Genomic DNA, 18,696 nt, shown 5'->3' on the forward strand with positions numbered 1-18,696 from the left:
TAAATTAAATATTTATAATTTTAAGTTTAAAGCAGAAAGGTCTAAAGTGTCGTCCATTTCTTTTTGTAACTTTAATAAGTCTTGAAACAAGTTCTTTACTCGTTCTTTTTGAGCTGGATTTTTAGAAAGGTCTTCCATTTCTTCAGGATCATTTTTTAAGTCAAACAACAACACTTTTTTGATTTTAGGATAAACCATTAGTTTATATCCGTCTTTTCTAATCATTCTCTGAGCATCTTTATAAGCACCATAAATAGCTTTGTATTTGCTTTTTGTTGCTGTACCTTTTGCAATATCTAAAAAAGTATTAAATTCAATATATTTTGGTTTTTGTACACCTGCTATATCTAAAGATGTTGCCATAGCATCTTGCAAGTATACATCTATATTGGTTTTTTTGTTTTTTGGAATATCAGGCCCTATGATAACCATTGGAGGTCTAATACTATGGTCAAACAAACTTTGTTTACCAATTAAACCATGTTTTCCCATGGCTAATCCATGATCTGCAGTATAAATAATATAAGTGTTTTCTATTTTTCCAGAAGCTTTAAGAGCTTCAATTATTTTTCCTATTTGAGCATCTACATGCGTAATACTAGCATAATATTCTTTAGTATGTGTTTTAACTGCTAATTCGGTTCTGGGAAAAGGAGCTAATGCTTCGTCTCTTACGTTTCTTCCACTAGCAATGTCTTGGCTATATGGGTACTGAGGAAGGTAACTTTTAGGAATTGATATGTTATTTATGTCATACATATCTTGATATTCTTTTGGAGCTTGCCTTGGATCGTGAGGAGCATTAAAAGCTAAATACATAAAGAAAGGATTGTCTTTAGATTTTGCTTTATTTATAAAAGAAATAGCGTCGTCTTTTAATACTTCACTCCAATGTTTTCCACCTTGCCAAAAACCACCCTTTGTAGTGTCGTATGGAGACCAAGAAGTGTCTTTTTTAGATAGCGGTCTGTTATATCCATTGGGCATGATTGCTTGGTAATCTGGATGTTTTACTTTTGATAAAGAATCGAATTTTGCAACCATTTTCCAATGATCCCAAGCGTCTTTAGGCATTCCTGGTCTAATATGTTTTGTGTGTTGAAAAACACTATCGGCAGGAGCATCTACGTGCCATTTACCGGTCATGTAAGTTTCATAACCATTTGCCTCTAATAGCTTTCCCCAAGTTTTATTTAAAGAGTCTTTTTTAATCCAGTTTTTTCTAAAGTTATTTACTCTCCAAACAGACCTTCCAGAAATTAACATAGCTCTCGAAGCAGCGCATACAGCACCACTCCATGCGCCCATATTATACGCATTTGTAAATGTGGTTCCTTCATGTACCAACCGATCCATGGTTGGAGTAATTATTTCGTTATTTCCAAGGGCGTGGATAGATGAATATGTTTGATCATCTGTAAAAATAAAAACAATATTAGGTTTTGTTTTGGTAGTTTTTTCTGTTTTGGTACAACTGGTAATTGCAAATAAAAATAGCAATAAATAAATTTTAATTTTCATGTTCTGTAGGCTATCTATAAAAACAATACTCACTTTTAAAAATGAGTATTGTTAATTAATTAAATCAAATCAAATCAAAATACTATAGCAAAGTTGCAATAAGTATTGTGTTTTGATAAACACAGATGGTTTTTTTTGTGAAATAGATGTTTTTATCTTTACCTAGTTTCTATTTAAGAGTCTTTATCTTCTTTAATTTTAACGTATTTACTAGGGATAACTCCAAATTGTTTTTTAAAGCATTTAGAAAAATATGAGGCAGTATTAAAACCAGTCATGTACATAATTTCTTTTACAGATAAATCACTTTTATCAAAAAGTTGAACTGCTCTTTTTAAGCGAATATTTCTAATAAATTCACTAGAAGATAATCCTGTAAGGTCTTTAATTTTTAAATATAAATTACTTCGACTCATATTCATTTCCTTAACTAACATTTCTACACTAAATTCTGAATTCATCATGTGTTTTTCTACAAGCTCAATTGCATTTTGTAGAAATGTTTCATCAGAAGATGTAACCGTTACGTCTTTAGGTTGTAGGGTTATTTCTCTATTAAACCTTTTTCTTAGCTCTTCTTTATGGTTTAATATATTAGATAATTTTAGTTCTAATAATTCCATATCAAAAGGCTTTCTAATATAAGCATCTGCCCCAGTTTTTAAACCTTCTATTTCTTTTTCTTGTGAGATTTTTGCAGTAAGCATTACAACAGGAATATGACTTGTTTCTTTGGTGCTTTTAAGTTTGTTACAAAATTCTATACCATCCATAATTGGCATAATTAAATCGGTAATAACAATGTTTGGTATAAATTTATTTGCTAATTCAAACCCTTTTTGTCCATCTTCAGCTTCGTATATATAATAAGATTCTCCTAAACCTTTTTTTATGAATGATCTTATATCTGCATTGTCATCAATAATTAATAGAACCGGTAACTTAGATCTAGTTCTTATCATATTATTATCAACAATATCATCCATAACACTAATGGCATGAGAGTCTGCATCTTCTCTGGTTATAAAGGTGTCAGATTCAAATACTTCATGAAATTTTAATTCACTTTTATTTTTGTAGGTTTCTTTGTCTCTAGGTAACCAAACAAAAAAGGTTGTACCGTTTTCTGGGTCGCTTTTTACTTTTATAATACCTTGGTGTAGTTCTACTAAATTTTTAGTAAATGAAAGCCCGATACCAGTTCCTTTTTCTTTTAAAATTGTTTTTGTGATACCAATTTCAGTATAAAATCTTTCAAAAATATGCTGAATTCTGTGTGCAGGGATACCGGGACCAGAGTCTTTTACTTGTATTACAACATATTTAGATTGATCTATATCTAGCTGTAAAGAGTGTGGTTTTACAAAATCGCTTCCATCAAAAATATCTAATGAAATGGTACCGTTTTCTGGTGTAAATTTAAATGCATTTGATAAAAGATTATTTATAATTTTTTCTAGTGCATCTGCATCAAACCAACTTAAAATAGAGTCTTTAGATGTGTTTGTTTTAAAGAAAATATTTTTTTTGAGGCTTAAAATTTGAAAAGGTTCTCCAATTTCTTTTAAAAATTCTACAATATTACTTTTGCTAAGATTAAGGTTCATTTTTCCATGATCCATTTTTCTAAAATCTAAAAGTTGGTTTACTAGCCTTAAAAGATACTTTGTATTTTTATTCATTAAACTGTACTGGTCATTTACTTCTTTTTGACTAAGGGTATCACCTTTTTTTAATAGGTAGTCTAAAGGACCTTTTATGAGTGTTAACGGTGTTCTAAACTCATGAGAGATATTTGTGAAAAATTCTAATTTTAATTTTTGAATTTCTTCATTTTTCTCTTTTTCTAGATGATCGAGTTCTAAATTATGCTTTTTAGTAGTTCTAATAATGGTGTATTTTCTAAAAGCTAATAGAAGTCCAATTGTTAAAAGTAGATAAATAAATTGTGCAACATTTGTTTTCCACCAAGGAGGGGTGATGTTTATTTTAAGTTTAACAGGTGTGTCGTCCCAAAGATTATCGTTGTTAGACGCTTTTATTTTTAAAGTATATGAACCTGGTTCTAAATTGGTATAAGTGGCATGCCTGTTGTAAGATGTGGTGTATACCCAATCATCATTAAATCCTTCTAATTTATAAGCGTATTTATTTTTTTTAGAAGCAGCATAATGCAAAGCAGAAAATTCAAAAGAAAAATTATTTTCACTATATTTTAATTCAATTTCCTTGGTTGTGTTAATAGAGTTCTTTAAGATAATTCTACCGTTTATGGTTTCTCCAATTCTTACAGGTTGATTAAAAATAGAGAATTTTGTAAGCACGGTTTCTGCTTTTGTTTTATTGCTAATTATGTTACTGGGGTAGAATGCATTAAAGCCATTTACACCTCCAAAAAGCATTTTTCCTTCTTTGGTTTTAAAGGCACTTAATTCGCTAAACTCATTGCTTTGTAAACCGTCATTTACGTCGTAGTTTTGAAAGGTGTTGTTTGCAATATTAAATTTAGAGAGGCCTTTATTTGTCGAAATCCAAAGGTTTTCTTGTTCGTCCTCTAAAATGCCTTTTATAACGTTGTTTGGTAGTCCGTCTTTTTTAGAATACGATTTAAAACGTACTTTATGTTCTTTAGTAGCTGCAATCAGTTTGTTTAATCCGCCTCCAAAAGTACCAATCCAAATATCTCCAGATTTACTTTCAAAAACAGTTAAAATGTAATTGTGGCTGATAGATGTTTTATCTAATGGATTGTTTTTAAAGTTATCAAATTTTGGGTTTTTAGCATTTATCTGGTTCGAGGGTAATTTGCTTAAACCATTTCCGGTTGCAAACCAAATATTTCCTTTTGAGTCTTGAAAAATATCACGAATTATGTTGTTTGGAAGGCTAGACTCTAGTTTAGGGTTTCTGCGAATGATATCTTTTTTAAAGGTAGTTTCATCTTCGTTTATCATCCATCTATGAATACCTCCTCTATAAGTACCAATCCAAATATTATTATCTTTATCCTGAAGAATTGAAAAGACACTGTTAGGAATTTCTTTAAAAGGGTGTTTTGTAATTGTATTTTTTTTTGCTAAATCAATTTCAAATAACCCCGGAGCGCCTTCGCCGCCGATATATATTTTTTTGGAGTCTTTTAATTTTATTTCTTCAATGGCAAATACTTTATTTAAACCTGTAAAATGTTGAAATTTATTATAGTTCTTGTTAGTATCTTCTTTGCTTAAAAAATTTAAGCCTCCTCCTTCAGTCCCCATCCATAAATTTTGCTCACTATCTTCTAAGATTGCTCTAACTTTATCATTACTTAAACTACCCGGATCTAAATTGTTTTTAATATGAGTAAATTGCTTTTTATGAGGGTCAAATTTATTAACACCTCCACCATTTGTACCTATCCAAACAATGCCTGTTTTGTCTATAAATAAAGATTTAATGGCTGTTTTAGTTAGGCTATAATTAGGATGTTTAGGGTCGTATTTAAAAATACCGATGAGCGAAGGTTTTTTAAAATTAGAAAGATTGTTGAATTCTAAAAGGCCTTCATCTGTTCCTGCCCATATATGATTATTGCTTATTGAAACAGTAATGTAAGCTCCTTTTCTTATCAGTTGTGTTTGATTTTTTTCTTCATTAGGGAGGTAGCGATATAAACCATAACTTGTTGCTAATATTAAGTTTCCAAAACTATCTTCTACTATTGATCTTACCTCTACTTGTGGTAGATTTATTTGTTTGTTTACGTATTGAAAATAGGTGTCGCCATTTTTGTCTTTAGACACTTTAGATAACCCAATTACTCCTCCAATCCACACTTGGTGCTTACTGTCTTCGAAAAATGTAGTTACATTATCTATATTTCTTGTAGGTATTGAGCTGTTTTGATATAAATTAAAATGTTGAAATTTTAGTGAATCTACAGGCTTTGTTAAATCAGCCATATCAATTCCTTTAGAGTTACCAACCCATAACCTATTGCTACTATCTATGAATGAGACTCTTATGTGGTTGCTTTTTATGCTGTTTTCGTCTTTTGGGTCGTGTTTAAATGTTTTAAATTCTTCTGTTTTTTGATTAAAATAGTTTAGGCCACCTCCAGTTGTTCCAATCCATAAATCACCTTTTTGATCACCTATAATATTCCAAATTAAATTACTGCTAATTTTTTTTGGAATTTTTGAATTTGGTTTAAAAACGGTAAAATTATAACCATCGTATCTGTTTAGTCCATCATGAGTTCCAAACCACATAAATCCATTGTCATCTTGAAAAATAGCATTTACATCACTTTGAGATAATCCATCTTCAGTGGTTAAGTGTTGAAATTTTAATAGATTTTGACCAAAGCTATTTGATAGCCCAAGTGTACATAATATTAAAATTACTTTTTGAAGAAATCGTAAGTTTTTTAAATAAATCACCATATAACAAATGTATTAAAATAACATTTAAAAAAGAAGATCATTACAGTCTTGATTTAATGAATTGTTGAAGTCTGTGGTTGTATTGGCTTTGTTTACAAAGGTATACTTATAGCTAGGTGGTTCTTTTCGTAGTAAACAATGACCATACGTGATAGTCTTTGGAACATATATTATTACTAAAAAGAAGGTTATAAACGAACTTTACCTTTTCTTTCTGAGCTTAGAAAGAAATTAAAAAATTAGGAAACATTATTATTTAAACAAGTTTATATCTATTACAATGAAATATATAGTTTGTGAAAAACCAGGGGAATTTCTTTTAAAAGAAAAAGAAGCTCCAATTAGAAAAGAAGGAGAAGCTTTATTAAAAATTAATAAAGTGGGAATTTGTGGAACAGATTTACATGCTTATGCAGGTAATCAAGCTTTTTTTACGTATCCAAGAATTTTAGGTCATGAACTAGCATCTGAAGTTTTAGAAATTGGAGAAAATGAAAATGGTATTAAAGCAGGTGACAAAGTTGTTGTGATGCCTTATGTAAGTTGTGGTAAATGTATTGCTTGTAGAAATGGTAAAACAAATTGTTGTACAAATATTACCGTTTTAGGTGTTCATGGAGATGGAGGGATGCAAGAACAAATAACAGTTCCTGCAAATATTTTATTAAAAGCAAATCACCTTTCAGATAATGAAATGGCTATTGTAGAGCCTTTAGCTATTGGTGCTCATGCTGTGAGAAGAGCAGCTATAAAAAAAGGAGAAATTGTGGCGGTTGTAGGTGCGGGTCCAATTGGAATTGGAATTATGAAATTAGCTCAAATAGCAGGCGCAAAAGTAATTGCTATTGATATGAATGAAGACCGTTTAAAATATGCCAAAGAAAAAATTGGTGTAGATTATATTGTGAAAGCAGGAGAAAATGCTGTTGAAGAAATTTCGGAAATCACTAATGGCGATTTATGTACTGCTGTTTTTGATGCATCCGGAAATAAGTATGCACTAGAAGCTTGTCCTGATTATATGTCTCACGGAGGTCGTTTTGTACTGGTAGGATTATCTAAAGGAGAATTAACTTACACACACCCAAAAATACATGCCAAAGAAATGACTTTAATGTGTAGTAGAAATGCAACCACAGAAGATTTTGAGCACGTAATTAATGTGTTAGATCAATTTCCAACAGATTCATTTATTACCCATTCTGTAGATTATACAGAAATGATTGCCAATTTTGATAGTTGGTTAGATCCAAAAACAGGCGTTATAAAAGCAACTGTAACCTTTTAATAAAATTAAAATGTCTAAAAATTACGTTCAAATAGATCCAAAAGACAATATTATTGTGGCTATTAATCCTCTAGAAAAAGGATTAAAAACGTTAGTTGCAGGAAAACAAGTTGTTTTAAAAGAGAATATCAAACAAAAGCATAAATTTTCATTACAAAATTTTAATATTGGCGATGAAATTTACATGTATGGCGTTTTAATAGGGAAAGCAACAGAACCTATTTTAGAAGGTTGTGCTATTACTATTGATAATGTAAAACATGCATCAGCAGAATTTAACGATGCAAAAGAAAAATTTACTTGGACTGCACCTGATGCTTCTAATTTTAAAGGACGAACTTTTGATGGATTTCATAGAGAAGACGGAAAAGTAGGAACTGCTAATTATTGGTTGGTGATTCCGTTAACTTTCTGTGAAAACAGAAACGTAGATGTTTTAGAAGGAGCACTTACAGAAAAATTAGGTTATGAAACAAAGAAAGATTTTGCTGTAGATACCGATGCTTTAATTAAACAATACCAAGCAGGTGCTTCTAGTGAAGAGCTTTTTAATACGCCTATTATCACTACAAAAGAAGAATTATCTAAGAATAGATTGTTTCCGAATGTAGATGGAATTAAATTTTTAAAGCACGATGGTGGTTGTGGCGGTATTCGTCAAGATTCAGAAACCTTGTGTAAATTATTGGCAGGATATATTTCTAATCCAAATGTTGCAGGAGCCACTATTTTTAGTTTAGGATGCCAAAATGCACAAATTAGCATGTTGCAAGAAGCTATTAAAGACATTGCACCCAACAATACAAAACCCGTTCATTATCTAGAACAACAACAAAGTGCCAGCGAAAGACACTTGATAGAAGAAGCAGTAAAACATACTTTTATTGGTTTAACGCAGGCGAATAAAATCACCAGAAAACCAGCACCATTAAGCAAGTTGGTTTTAGGATTAGAGTGTGGAGGTTCTGATGGGTTTTCAGGAATTTCTGCAAATCCAGCATTAGGTTATGCGTCTGATTTATTGGTTGCTTTAGGAGGAAGTCCTGTGTTGTCAGAATTCCCAGAATTAAATGGTGTAGAGCAAGAAATGATTACAAGATGTAATACCGAAAAAGATTCTAAGAAGTTTTACGATTTAATGAGGGCGTATTCAGCCTCAGCAGTTGCAGTAGGTTCAGGATTTGAAAACAATCCATCACCAGGAAACATCAAAGATGGTTTAATTACAGATGCAATGAAATCTGCAGGAGCTGCCAAAAAAGGAGGAACGTCACCTGTTGTAGAAGTTTTAGATTATACAGAACAAGTTACAAAACCCGGTTTAAATTTATTATGTACGCCTGGAAATGATGTAGAATCTACTACAGGTTTAGTTGGTTCTGGTTGTAATGTAGTGGTGTTTACTACAGGGTTAGGAACTCCAACAGGAAATCCAGTTGCCCCTGTTTTAAAAATGTCTAGTAATACCAATTTGTTTGAAAGAATGAATGATATTATAGATATCAATGCAGGAACCGTAATTACTGGAGAAGACACCATTGAATCTATGGGCGAAAAGATTTTAGACCATATTATTAGAGTTGCCAGTGGAATCACACCATCAAAGGCAGTTTTACATGGAAATAACGATTTTATTCCTTGGAAAAGAGGGGTTTCATTATAGAAATAGTTAATCTGCAAGCCTGATAAGAAATAACAAAAATATATACCTACAAGGATCTAAAAACTTTGCAGGATAAAAAGAATAAAAGATGATAAATTTAAACAGAACCACGGCCAACGTAAACACATATACAGAACGAATTATACAATTTGGAGAAGGTAATTTTTTAAGAGCCTTTGCAAACTGGATGATTCATGAAATGAATAAAAAAGCCAATTTTGATGGAGGAGTTGTGGCGATTCAGCCAATTAATCAAGGTTTAATTAAGATGTTAAATGATCAAGATGGATTGTATACGTTGTATCTTAATGGAATTAAAAACGGAAAAGCAATTAGTGAGCATGAAATCATAGATTGTATTCAAAGAGGAATTAACCCATATGAAAACTACAGTGACTATTTAGACATTGCAGAAAACCCAGATTTAAGATTCATGATTTCTAATACCACAGAAGCGGGTATTGCATACAATGCTGATGATCAATTAGAGGATGCACCACAAAGTAGTTTTCCAGGAAAATTAACAGCATTATTGTACAAACGTTTCCAAACTTTTGGAGGAGCTTCTGATAAAGGATTGATTTTAATTCCTTGTGAATTGATTGATAAAAACGGAGAGAACTTAAAGAAGATTATACTTCAATATGCAGATGATTGGGATTTAGGAAAAGAATTTGTGGAGTGGATTAATGAAGATAATATTTTTTGTAATACGTTAGTCGATAGAATTGTTCCAGGATATCCAAGAGATAAAATGGACGCAATAACCAAAGAATTAGGGTATAAAGATAATTTAGTTGTAGAAGGAGAGCAATTCCATTTATGGGTAATTGAAGGGCCAAAATCTGTAAAGGAAGAATTTCCATCAGAAGTTTGTGGTTTAAATGTTGTTTTTACAGACAATCAAGAACCTTATAGAACTAGAAAAGTAAGAATTTTAAATGGTGCACATACCAGTTTGGTACCTGTTGGTTATTTATATGGTATCGATAGAGTTCGTGAATCTTTAGAGGATAAAGTAGTTGGTCAATTTTTAAAAGACACGTTATTCAATAATATTTGTCCGACGTTAGATTTACCAGAAGAAGAATTAAGCCAGTTTTCTGCGGATGTTTTAGACCGTTTTAGAAACCCTTATTTAGAGCACGAATTAATGAGTATCTCGTTAAATTCAATTTCAAAATACAAAACAAGAGTATTGCCATCTGTGTTAGAATTTATCAAAAGAAAAGAGGCGTTACCAATGAATTTGTTATTCTCATTAGCATCATTAATCACTTTTTATAAAGGAGATAGAAACGGAAAAGCCATCGCTTTAAAAGATGATGCCAAGGTATTAGATTTCTTTAAAAATGTTTGGAGCACTAACAATATAAGTGAAGTTGCAGAAAAAACATTATCAAACACCGATTTCTGGGGGACAGATTTAACAAAAATTGAAGGCCTAAAAACAGCTGTCATTATTTATTTAGAAGAGATTCAGAATAAAGGAATGAAAACTGCTTTAAACGAATTTGTAAAATAATTTTTGAAATATGGTTATTGATTCTCATCAACATTTTTGGAAATATGAACCGGTAAAACACAGTTGGATAGATGACGATATGAAAGTCATCAGAAAAGACTTTTTACCAGCTGATTTGCAAAAAGTATATCAACAAAATAACATTGATGGTTGTGTTGCTGTACAAGCAGATCAAACTTTAGAAGAAACCGATTTTTTATTAGATTTAGCAGATAAGAACGATTTTATAAAAGGAATTGTTGGTTGGGTAGATTTACGAGCAGCTAATATTGATAAAGTATTAGAAAAGTATAGTAAATATAAAAAACTGAAAGGTTTTAGACATGTTGTACAAGGGGAACCAGATCATAATTTTTTATTAAGACCTGATTTTTTAAGAGGAATTGCTGCTTTAAAAAAGTATGATTTTACCTATGATATTTTAGTGTTTCCACATCAATTAGGCGCTGTTTTAGAATTTGTAAAACGTTTTCCAAATCAGAAATTTGTAATTGATCATATTGCAAAACCCTACATAAAAGATGGTTTATATGAAGGATGGGCAGTATTAATGCAAGAAATCGCCAAACAAAAAAATGTGTTTTGCAAAGTTTCAGGTATAATTACGGAAGCAGATTACAAATCTTGGACACAGGCAGAATTGCAAAAATATTTAGAAGTAGTTTTTACCGCTTTTGGGACAAACAGAATACTGTTTGGATCTGATTGGCCAGTATGTTTGGTGGCAGGTAATTACGGACAAGTAAAAGAAATAGTAACCAATTTTATAAGCAAATATTCAGAATCTGCACAAGCAGCTATTCTAGGAGAAAATGCGATAAAATTTTATAATTTATAAAAATGAAAACAAAACCAACCTATATAAAAGGAGATTATAAAAAGAGCGAATTTTTTAATAATGATAGTAGATTAGTGTTAGGGTGTTCTGGTTTAGGAGGTGTTTGGAGACCGATTGAAGAAAAAACAGCAGTTGGCATCTTAATGCACGCCTTAGAAAACGGAATTAGTGTTTTAGACACTTCTCCTTCTTATAACAAATCGCAAGAATATGTTGGAAAAGCGTTGAAACAATGGACAGGTAAAAAACCGTTTGTGAGTACCAAAGTTGGTCGTTTAAAGGCAGATAGAGCAGAAGACACTATTGTAGATTATACGCCAGAAACAATGCGTAAAAGTGTATATGAGAGTTTAGAAACGATAGGAGTTGATAGTATTGATTTATTATTTTTACACGAACCTCATTTAGTTCCTGTAGAAAAAATGGATGAAATTATGGATTGCTTAAACTCCTTTAAAAAAGAAGGGTTGGTAAAGTCTTTAGGTATTGGAGGTAATCCTATAGATCGTTTTTATCCACATATGATTAAGGAGAATTTTGATGCTGTTTCAGGTTTCTTAAAATTAGATGCCTGTAATTTAACCGGATTTCAAAAAGATTTACCAATCATAGAAAAAGAAAACATGGCGTATTATGCAGCATCTGCTTTGCATATGGGGTTGTTAGGTAGTCGATTGGGTGCGTATAGTGATGAAAGACCCAATAATGAATGGATTTCTAATGACGATGTTGATGTAGCTTTGGCCGTAGATAAAATTGCTAAAAAAAATAATATTCCTTTATCAAGATTAGCTTTGCGATACGTTTTTTCTATTGCAGAAGCAGATCGTGTTGTAGTTGGCCCTACTAGAATAGAGCAACTGAAAGACGTTTTAAACGCTTGGGAAGAAGGCAAGTTACCAGAAGATTTATTTAATGAAATTACTAACACAATTACTACTTTAAGATAACAATAACTATGAGCAAGGCTATAAAGAAACCCATCGTTAAAAAAGAATTACTGTTCCCTTTTATCATTATTACATCATTATTTGCTTTATGGGGAATTGCAAATGACTTAACCAACCCAATGGTTTCTGCATTTAAAAAAGTAATGCCAGAATTATCTAATGTGCAAGCATCTTTAGTGCAATTTGCATTTTATTTTGGATACTTCTTTATGGCATTGCCTGCTGCATTATTTATTAGAAAATACAGTTATAAATCCGGAATTATTTTAGGTTTATCTTTATATGCTATTGGTGCATTTTTGTTTTATCCAGCTGCCGCAAATGAGGAGTTTAACTACTTTTTAATTTCACTTTGGATTATAACCTGTGGATTGGCGTTTTTAGAAACTACTTCAAATCCGTTAATATTATCTTTAGGGGATAAAGAAACAGCCACACAACGTTTAAACTTAGCACAAGCCTTTAATCCTATTGGTTCATTATTAGGGATGGTTGTAGCGCAACAATTTGTTATCTCTGCATTGCGTTCTGACGATAAAGATGCGTCTGGAGCTTTAATTTATGATACATTATCAGAAACGGCAAAATCTGCTGTGAGAGAAAACGATTTAAGTATTATTAGTATTCCATACATTGCTTTAGGTGTATTGGTTTTAATAATTATGGCAATTATTATTTTTATAAAAATACCTAAAACACCTGAAGAAGATAAAATGTCCTTATCAGAATCGTTTAAGATGCTTTTTGCAAATAAAAATTACAAACAAGGAGTTATTGCACAAGCATTTTATGTGGGTGCACAGATTATGTGTTGGACTTATATTTTTCAATATGTAGATAATTTAAATGAAGGTTTACCAGCAGATCAACAATTAACCGCAACTTGGTTTAATGTAGCAGCTATGATTATTTTCTTAACAGGAAGATGGATTGGGACAGGTTTAATGAAAACAATAAACCCTTCTAGAATTTTAATGTTATTTGGTATTGGAGGTGTTGTGTTTTGTGCGGGAGCTATTTTAATTCACGGAACTTTAGGACTGTATTCTTTGGTTACTGTTTCTCTATTTATGTCAATAATGTTTCCTACAATATACGGAATAGCATTAAAAAATATGGGTGATGAAGCCAAAATAGGTTCTGCAGGATTAGTAATGGCTATTGTAGGTGGGGCGTTATTACCTATCTTACAAGGTTGGATTTTAGATTGGGGTGGTTCTGGTTTTGCAGATATGAAAATATTAGGTTTTATTCCTGAAGTAAATTTCTCTTTCATCTTACCATTAATCTGTTTGGCAGTAGTTGCTAGATATGGATATGCAACTTGGAAAACAAGTAAATAATACAGTGTAATACACTACAAAAAAGAGCTGATTTTTTCAGCTCTTTTTCTATTTATAGAAAGTAAATAATAACTTAAAAACATAAAATATGAGCACAAAAAGATTTTGCTACGCTTGTGATTTAAAAGATGATTCTAAATTAATTGCAGAATATAAAAAATACCACGCTGCAGGTAATGCTTGGCCTGAAATAACTAAAAGTATTAAAGATGCCGGAATTATAGATATGCAAATCTATTTAACAGGAAATAGAATGTTTATGATTATGGAAGTTGATGAAACATTTGACCCTAAAAAGAAAGCAGAAATGGATGCAAGTAATCCAAAAGTACAAGAATGGGAAAATCTAATGTGGGATTATCAACAAGAATTACCTTGGGCAAAAGAAGGTGAAAAGTGGATTTCTTTAGAAAAAGTATTTCAATTATAGATAATCTGTTTAAAATCTATTTCAATTAAAATTTAGGGGTTATTAGTCCTTTTGTCAAGTATTTGTCAAGTTGATTAATAATTGTAATTACGCTAATATGCATATATACACTAGCGTAATATTATATGGATTATAATCATTTATTCTCATATTTAAAACATACGTGTTGTTTGTATCAAAATTATAAATCTAAATTTGAATATAAATTAAAGAATTTATTCAAATGAAAGCAACTGTATATGAAGGAAACAAATCCTTCAAAGTAATAGAAAAAGAAATAGAACAACCTCAAAAGGGAGAAGTAAGAATTAAAGTGGCCTATGTAGGGGTGTGTGGTACAGATGTGCATATTTATCATGGAATGATGGATAAACGTGTAAAAATGCCAGAAACTATTGGACACGAAATGTCTGGTGTAATTGATGCCGTTGGAGAAGGTGTTTCTGAGTATGCCGTTGGAGACAAAGTAGTAGTACGTCCATTAGATGATCGTTTAGTGAAACCATCAGATAAAGGATTTAATCACATCTGTGAAGAGTTAAAATTTGTTGGTATTGATAGTGAAGGTGCTATGCAACAATATTGGAATGTTCCTGATTTTATTTTACATAAGTTAAAAGCAGAAACAGATTTAAAATTAGCAGCATTAATAGAGCCTTTATCGGTAGCAACACACGATGTTCGTAGAAGTGGTTTGGTAAAAGGAGAAACTGCTGTTGTTTTAGGAGGTGGTCCTATTGGGTTATTAGTTGCAATGGTTGCCAAAGAGGTAGGTGCGCAAGTAATTGTTTCAGAAGTAAACCCAAAGCGTGTTGCTAAAGCAAAAGAGTTAGGTTTTGATGCAGTAAACCCAATGGATGTAGATTTAGTAGAGTATGTAAAAGGTAAAACAGAAAACCGTAGAGCAGATGTTGTTTTTGAAGTTGCTGGAGTACAACCTACTTTAGATATAATGTGTGAAGTTGCTGGTATTCGTGGAAGAATTTTAATGGTAGCTATTCATGGAGAGAAAAAACCAGTTGATTTATTTAAGTTTTTCTGGAAAGAATTAAGCTTAATTGGAGCTCGTGTTTATGAGAAAGAAGATTACGAAAAATCAATCCAATTAATCACAGCAAATGAATTGCCATTTGAACAAATGATTACAGACGTACAACCTTTAACAAAAATTCAACAAGTTTTTGAAAACATAGATAAAAATCCTGATGGAATGAAAGTTTTAATGGATTGTCAATTGTAAAAAAAAAACGAAAAGTAAAAAAACAAAATAATGAGCATTTTAGATAAATTTAGTTTAGAAGGAAAAACAGCTTTAGTAACAGGTTGTAAAAGAGGTATTGGTAAAGCAATGGCTATTGGTTTAGCAGAAGCAGGCGCAAACATTATTGGAGTATCTGCTTCTTTAGAAAAAAATGGAAGTGAAGTAGAAAAAGCGGTACAAGCAGTAGGAAAAAACTTTAGTGGGTATCAATGTGATTTTTCAGATAGAAAATCGTTGTATGCTTTTATTGCTGAAGTAAAAAAAGAGCATCCACAAATTGATATTTTGGTAAATAATGCAGGTACTATTTTACGTGCTCCAGCAGCAGAACATCCAGATGAAATGTGGGATAAAGTGATTGAAGTAAATCAAAATGCTCAGTTTATTTTAACAAGAGAGTTTGGTAGAGATATGATAGAAAGAGGTTCTGGTAAAGTAATTTTTACAGCATCTTTATTAACATTTCAAGGAGGAATTACAGTACCAGGTTATGCTGCAAGTAAAGGAGCCATCGGTCAAATGACAATGGCTTTTGCAAACGAGTGGGCAGGTAAAGGAGTAAATGTAAATGCAATTGCTCCAGGTTATATTTCTACAGATAATACAGAAGCCTTAAGAAACGATCCAGAAAGATCAGCTTCTATTTTGTCTCGTATTCCTGCCGGACGTTGGGGTAATGCAGTAGATTTTGCAGGGCCAACAGTGTTTTTAGCATCAGAAGCAGCAGCATATATGCATGGATCAATTGTTCTTGTTGACGGTGGCTGGATGGGAAGATAGTATCAGGTTTAATCAATAAAAATTAAAGAATGTCAGAAATTAAGGATTACCAATTATTTATAAACGGAGAATGGAGAACTTCAACTTCGGGCGAAACTATTGATATTTTAAGTCCCTCAACAGGAGAAGTAGTAGCACGTGTTCAAAACGGAACTGCTGAAGAAGCTTTAGAAACGTTAGCATTTGCTGATAAAGCTCAAAAAGAGTGGAAAAAATTACCAGCACGTACAAGAGCTGATTTGTTATATAAATTGGCAGATGAAATTGATGCCAATACAGAGTACTTAGCTCAGTTGTTAACTAAAGAGCAAGGTAAACTATTAAAAGTTGCACGTTTTGAGGTAGCAGTAACCGCTTCCTTTATTAGATACGCTTGTGAAGGTGCAAGAAGAATTGAAGGAGATATTATTCCTTCAGACAACGCAAACGAACAAATTTGGATTCAGAAAGTACCTCGTGGAGTAGTTGTTGCTATTACAGCATGGAATTTTCCATTAGCATTAGCAGGTCGTAAATTAGGGCCAGCCTTGGTAGCAGGTAATACTATTGTAATTAAGCCTACATCAGAAACTCCATTGGCAACTTTAGAGTTAGGAAACTTGGCAAATAAAGTTGGTATCCCTGCGGGAGTTATCAATATTTTAACTGGTCCTGGTAGAGCAATGGGTAATGCATTGGTAGAAAGCCCAATTTGTAAAATGGTTACTATGACAGGTTCTACACCTGTTGGACAGCAAATTGCTCGTAACGCAGCAACAAATCTAACTCACGTACAATTAGAGTTAGGAGGAAAAGCGCCATTTATAGTTTTTGAAGATGCAGATATTGATGCAGCAGTAGCAGCAGCATTACATTCTCGTTTTGATAACTGTGGGCAGGTTTGTACTTGTAATGAGCGTATGTATATTCATGAAGGGATTTATGATGTATTTATGGAAAAATTTATTAAAGCTACAAAAGCATTAAAAGTTGGAGACCCGATGTTAGAAGAAACAGACATGGGGCCTAAAGTAAATGCAGCTGAATTAAAACACATGGAAGAATTAGTTGCCATTAGTGTTAAAGAAGGAGCTACAATTGCAACAGGAGGAAAAAGACCAACAGGTGCTCAGTTTGAAAAAGGATATTGGTTTGAGCCAACGGTTTTAACCAATGTAACTCAAGATATGACTATTGTTCATGAAGAATCATTCGGACCTATTTTACCGGTATTAAAATTCAAAACTTTTGAAGAAGTTATTGGTTTTGCAAACGATTGTGAATATGGGTTAGCTGCTATGGTGTTTACAAATGACATGAACACAATTATGAAATGTAATGACGAACTAGAATATGGTGAAATCTATGTAAACAGAGGTCATGGAGAGCAACATCAAGGATTCCATAACGGATATAAGTTGTCTGGATCTGGAGGAGAAGATGGAAAGTATGGGTTTGAACAATACATGGAAAAGAAAACTTTTTACATTAGACATAAGGCTTAATTTAATTTAAAGACTGATGAGTTCTATTTGAAAAAGTAGAATTTATCAGTCTATTTTTTTATAATAAATACACATATGAGTACAAAAATATCAAAAGTAGCTGTTCGATTATTTACAGTGCCTTTACCAGAGGTAATGTCAGATGCTAAACATGGAGACCATTATCATTTTGAGTTAATAACCACTACAATTACTCTAGAAGATGGAAGTGAAGGAACAGGGTATACTTACACAGGAGGAAAAGGAGGTTTTGCTATTAAATCGATGATTGAACACGATTTTGCAAATGTATTAGTAGGCAAAGATGGAACAGATATAGCAGGTATTTATGATTTCTTAGAATGGCACGTACATTATGTTGGTAGAGGAGGAATCGCTTCTTTTGCTATTTCAACAGTAGATATTGCGCTTTGGGATATCAAATGTAAAAAAGCAGGTCAACCTTTATGGAAAATGGCCGGTGGAGCAGGAAATACTTGTAAAGCTTACTGCGGTGGAATTGATTTAATGTTTCCTATTGATAAACTTTTAAATAATATGAAAGGTTATTTAGAAAGAGGATTCAATGCTGTAAAGATTAAAATAGGTCGAGAAAACTTACAAGAAGATTTAGATCGTATCAAAGCGGTTAGAGAATATATTGGTCCTGATGTAACGTTTATGGTAGATGCCAATTATTCTATGACTGTAGAAAAGGCTATTAAAGCAATAGAAGGGTTTAAAGAACACAATATTACTTGGTTTGAAGAGCCAATTATTCCAGATAACTACAAAGGATTTGGAGAAATTGCTGATGCTACAGGATTTCCATTAGCAATGGGAGAAAACTTACATACTATTCACGAATTTGAGTATGCAATGGACCAAGCAAAACTATCTTTTGTGCAGCCAGACGCTTCTAATTGTGGAGGAGTAACAGGTTGGTTAGCAGCAGCAAGATTAGCAGACAAACATGGTATACCAGCATGTTCTCACGGTATGCAAGAGTTACATGTTAGTTTAGTGTCTTCTCAACCCAATTCAGGTTGGTTAGAAGTACATAGTTTTCCTATTGATGAATATACAACGAGACCTTTAGTGGTAGAAAATTATAGAGCAGTAGCACCTGATTATCCTGGTGTAGGTGTAATCTTTGATTGGGAAAAATTAAGTCCTTTCGAGGAAAAATAAAAAATAACGAACTAAA

At 32.1% G+C, this 18,696-nt stretch carries 13 protein-coding genes; 11 read left to right on the forward strand and 2 right to left on the reverse strand.

The features are described from left to right. Window positions 1–12 precede the first annotated feature (12 nt). Both WHD07_RS11925 and WHD07_RS11930 read right to left on the reverse strand, forming a co-directional pair. Complete coding sequence (locus tag WHD07_RS11925; RefSeq protein ID WP_343328576.1) at window positions 13–1,521, reverse strand: sulfatase-like hydrolase/transferase; 1,509 nt, start codon at window positions 1,519–1,521, stop codon at window positions 13–15. Between the two features lie 173 nt (window positions 1,522–1,694). After that, on the reverse strand, window positions 1,695–5,948 hold the full coding sequence (locus WHD07_RS11930; RefSeq protein ID WP_343328577.1) for a hybrid sensor histidine kinase/response regulator transcription factor: 4,254 nt from the start codon (window positions 5,946–5,948) through the stop codon (window positions 1,695–1,697). 280 nt (window positions 5,949–6,228) lie between these two features. On the opposite strand from WHD07_RS11930, the gene WHD07_RS11935 reads away from it, so the two are divergent. The 11 genes from WHD07_RS11935 to WHD07_RS11985 all read left to right on the forward strand — a co-directional run bounded on the left by WHD07_RS11935 (window position 6,229) and on the right by WHD07_RS11985 (window position 18,680). Beyond that, complete coding sequence (locus tag WHD07_RS11935; protein ID WP_343328578.1) at window positions 6,229–7,236, forward strand: zinc-binding alcohol dehydrogenase family protein; 1,008 nt, start codon at window positions 6,229–6,231, stop codon at window positions 7,234–7,236. 10 nt (window positions 7,237–7,246) lie between these two features. After that, window positions 7,247–8,899 carry an altronate dehydratase family protein gene (locus tag WHD07_RS11940; protein WP_343328579.1) on the forward strand — a complete coding sequence of 551 codons (1,653 nt, stop codon included), beginning with the start codon at window positions 7,247–7,249 and terminating at the stop codon, window positions 8,897–8,899. Between the two features lie 88 nt (window positions 8,900–8,987). Then, complete coding sequence (locus tag WHD07_RS11945; RefSeq protein WP_343328580.1) at window positions 8,988–10,424, forward strand: tagaturonate reductase; 1,437 nt, start codon at window positions 8,988–8,990, stop codon at window positions 10,422–10,424. A 10-nt stretch (window positions 10,425–10,434) separates the two neighbouring features. Then, entirely contained in the window at window positions 10,435–11,262 is an 828-nt protein-coding gene (locus tag WHD07_RS11950) for an amidohydrolase family protein (RefSeq protein WP_343328581.1), read from the forward strand. A 2-nt stretch (window positions 11,263–11,264) separates the two neighbouring features. Further along, complete coding sequence (locus WHD07_RS11955) at window positions 11,265–12,212, forward strand: aldo/keto reductase (RefSeq protein ID WP_343328582.1); 948 nt, start codon at window positions 11,265–11,267, stop codon at window positions 12,210–12,212. 8 nt (window positions 12,213–12,220) lie between these two features. Further along, on the forward strand, window positions 12,221–13,555 hold the full coding sequence (gene fucP / locus WHD07_RS11960) for an L-fucose:H+ symporter permease (protein WP_343328583.1): 1,335 nt from the start codon (window positions 12,221–12,223) through the stop codon (window positions 13,553–13,555). A gap of 88 nt (window positions 13,556–13,643) precedes the next feature. After that, window positions 13,644–13,985, forward strand: coding sequence for an L-rhamnose mutarotase (locus WHD07_RS11965; RefSeq protein ID WP_343328584.1), 342 nt, complete (start codon window positions 13,644–13,646; stop codon window positions 13,983–13,985). Between the two features lie 223 nt (window positions 13,986–14,208). Further along, the gene (locus WHD07_RS11970) at window positions 14,209–15,225 is read left to right on the forward strand and encodes a zinc-dependent alcohol dehydrogenase (RefSeq protein ID WP_343328585.1); all 1,017 of its coding nucleotides are present in this window, start codon (window positions 14,209–14,211) and stop codon (window positions 15,223–15,225) included. A gap of 36 nt (window positions 15,226–15,261) precedes the next feature. Further along, the gene (locus tag WHD07_RS11975) at window positions 15,262–16,026 is read left to right on the forward strand and encodes an SDR family NAD(P)-dependent oxidoreductase (protein WP_343331009.1); all 765 of its coding nucleotides are present in this window, start codon (window positions 15,262–15,264) and stop codon (window positions 16,024–16,026) included. Window positions 16,027–16,055: 29 nt separating this feature from the next. Then, entirely contained in the window at window positions 16,056–17,510 is a 1,455-nt protein-coding gene (gene aldA, locus WHD07_RS11980) for an aldehyde dehydrogenase (RefSeq protein WP_343328586.1), read from the forward strand. 75 nt (window positions 17,511–17,585) lie between these two features. Further along, entirely contained in the window at window positions 17,586–18,680 is a 1,095-nt protein-coding gene (locus WHD07_RS11985; RefSeq protein ID WP_343328587.1) for a mandelate racemase/muconate lactonizing enzyme family protein, read from the forward strand. The last annotated feature ends 16 nt before the right edge of the window (window positions 18,681–18,696 follow it).

This window comes from Polaribacter staleyi, from assembly GCF_038024045.1.
Taxonomy (GTDB): Bacteria; Bacteroidota; Bacteroidia; order Flavobacteriales; family Flavobacteriaceae; genus Polaribacter; species Polaribacter butkevichii.